Genomic DNA, 2,400 nt, shown 5'->3' on the forward strand with positions numbered 1-2,400 from the left:
ATGTTGGTCTTCGCACCACCCCTCTCAAGACAGGAGACCCAGATGGCTACGATGAGCCCTCTTCGGCAGCGCATGATCGAGGACATGACGGTCCGCAATCTGTCGCCGTCGACTCAACAATCCTATATCTATGCGATCGCAAAGTTTAGCCGCCATTTCGGCTATGCCCCGGACCGGTTGAGTTTCGAGCAGGTCCGCGCCTACCAACTACATCTCATCGGCCAAAAGCGCTCGTGGTCCCACATCAATCAGGTGGCCTGCGCGCTGCGGTTCTTCTACGGCGTCACACTCGGGCAGACGGAGGCATTCGAGCGGATCATTGGTGGCCAGAAGCCCGACAAGCTCCCGCTCGTGCTTAGTGCCGAAGAGATCGAGCGCTTCCTGGACGCGGTTACAGGGGTGCGCAATCGCGTCGTGCTGGCGACGGCTTATGCGGCTGGCTTACGGGTTAGTGAAGTCGTCCGCCTGAAGGTGAGCTCGATCGACAGCAAGCGAATGTTGATCCACATCGAGAACGGTAAGGGCGGCAGGGATCGTTACGCGATGCTTTCTCCGCGACTGCTGGAGATTCTGCGTACGTACTGGATGCGAGCCCGACCGGGGCTGTGGCTATTTCCAGGCCAAGACCCAAGTGAACATGTCAGCGTCCGCTGCGTCCAGGCGGCCTGCCGCGCCGCCCGCCGCCGCGCTCGGCTTGCCAAGCCGATTACTGTCCATACGCTCCGGCACTCGTTTGCGACCCATCTCCTGGAAAGCGGGATCGACATTCGCATCATTCAAGTTCTGCTCGGACATGCCGACCTGGGATCGACCGCGCGCTACGCTCAGGTTGCGACCAACCTGCTCGCCCGCACGACCAGCCCATTCGATGGACTCTCCGTCAGGGTGATCCCACCCGACTGAGCTGCGCATATGCGCCCCGTGCTCGAGGTGGCGGACATCCTCCGCCGCCACGGCGGCGCCTTCCGTGCCGCGCAGGGTCCTCGGCTGTCCTCCGATCAGCGCCGTGTGATGGCGGCCATCGAGGCGTGTCGCACAGCGACGCTCGGCGGCCACGTCGAGCGGTGCGACGACTGCGGCCTGGTCCGCGTCGCCTATAACAGCTGTCGCGATCGGCACTGTCCAAAGTGCCAAGCGCTCGCGCGCGCCCAATGGCTCGCCGAGCGCCAGGCCGACCTGCTGCCGGTCCCCTATTTCCATGTCGTCTTCACCGTGCCGGCGCCGGTGGCCGCCATCGCGCTGCAGAACAAGACGGCGGTCTACGACATCCTGCTCAAGGCAGCAGCCGAGACGATCCGTCTCATCAGCGCCGACCCGAAGCATCTCGGTGCCGAGACCGGGATGATCGCCATTCTCCATACCTGGGGCCAGACCCTGACGCATCATCCGCATGCCCATTGCCTCGTGCCAGGCGGCGGGATCGCCCCTGATGGAAGCTGGGTTCATTGTCGCCCCGGCTTCTTCCTTCCCGTTCGCGTCCTGTCACGATTGTATCGTCGGCTGTTCCTGGAGCGCCTGCAGGCGGCGTTCAATGGCACCAAGCTCCAGTTCTTCGGCCATCTCGCGCACCTCGTCGAGCCAGCGGCATTCGCCCGCCATCTAACCGCCCTCCGCAAGGTCGAGTGGGTCGTCTACGCCAAGCGTCCCTTCGGCGGACCAGAACAGGTTCTGGCCTATCTCGGGCGCTACACCCATCGCGTTGCAATCGCCAACGGCCGGCTCCTTACCTGTGACCAGGGCCACGTCCGCTTCCGGTGGAAGGATTATCGCGCTGGCAACAGATCCAAAGTGATGACGCTCGACACTGAGGAGTTCCTTCGTCGCTTTCTGCTCCACGTATTGCCGAAGGGGTTTCGCCGCATCCGTCATTTTGGCTTCCTGGCGAACGCCTGCCGCGTCGCCAAACTCGCGCGCATCCGAGCGGCGCTAAAGGCGCCAGAGCCGCCTCCGCCTGCCGAAGCTGTCGACTATCGTGAGCGCTGCGCCATCCTCATTGGTCACCGCCTCGACTTGTGCCCCATCTGCGGAGGCCGCATGGTCGAGATTGGGCCTGTGCCGCGTGCGCAAACGCCGCGACGCGCAGCACCTCGCTGCGATACATCATGACCGACTACCTCGACTTGTTCGCTCCCACTGCAGGCATCGCCATGCCGACGTTCTCCGTCGGAACGATCAAGCACGCTCACAACGCGCGGCGAACGGGCGATAGTCAGCCGCTTGGGCTTGACGCGCCGTTCGACGCTATCGACGCCGGCATCCTCTGCTGCCAATATCAACGGCAATCTGCGGCCACACTCGCTCGCGGGCCCGACATCGGGTCAATCGCGCCTACCGGCGCCTAGATCGAGCCCCCATAGGTCCTCGCTCACAAGACGCGGCTTCGTTCAATCCAGCTTCAAA

The 2,400-nt window shown here is 63.5% G+C and carries 3 protein-coding genes; all 3 read left to right on the top strand.

Annotation, left to right across the window (positions count from 1 at the left end; genetic code table 11):
* Positions 1 to 42: 42 nt before the first annotated feature.
* The 3 genes from QY049_RS38900 to QY049_RS38910 are packed head-to-tail and all read left to right on the top strand — an operon-like array spanning position 43 to position 2,342.
* Positions 43 to 903, top strand: coding sequence for a site-specific integrase (locus QY049_RS38900; protein ID WP_164935788.1), 861 nt, complete (start codon positions 43 to 45; stop codon positions 901 to 903).
* 9 nt (positions 904 to 912) lie between these two features.
* Complete coding sequence (locus QY049_RS38905; RefSeq protein ID WP_128929833.1) at positions 913 to 2,106, top strand: IS91 family transposase; 1,194 nt, start codon at positions 913 to 915, stop codon at positions 2,104 to 2,106.
* Positions 2,103 to 2,342 carry a hypothetical protein gene (locus tag QY049_RS38910; protein ID WP_128929832.1) on the top strand — a complete coding sequence of 80 codons (240 nt, stop codon included), beginning with the start codon at positions 2,103 to 2,105 and terminating at the stop codon, positions 2,340 to 2,342. The genes QY049_RS38905 and QY049_RS38910 overlap by 4 nt, the downstream gene beginning before the upstream one ends.
* Positions 2,343 to 2,400: the final 58 nt, after the last annotated feature.

This window comes from Bradyrhizobium sp. WYCCWR 13022, from assembly GCF_030435535.1.
Taxonomy (GTDB): Bacteria; Pseudomonadota; Alphaproteobacteria; order Rhizobiales; family Xanthobacteraceae; genus Bradyrhizobium.

Bases quoted from the DNA above. Each gene is read 5' to 3' on its own strand.
- QY049_RS38900 (WP_164935788.1), top strand. From the start codon at position 43: ATGGCTACGATGAGCCCTCTTCGGCAGCGCATGATCGAGGACATGACG.
- QY049_RS38905 (WP_128929833.1), top strand. From the start codon at position 913: ATGCGCCCCGTGCTCGAGGTGGCGGACATCCTCCGCCGCCACGGCGGC.
- QY049_RS38910 (WP_128929832.1), top strand. From the start codon at position 2,103: ATGACCGACTACCTCGACTTGTTCGCTCCCACTGCAGGCATCGCCATG.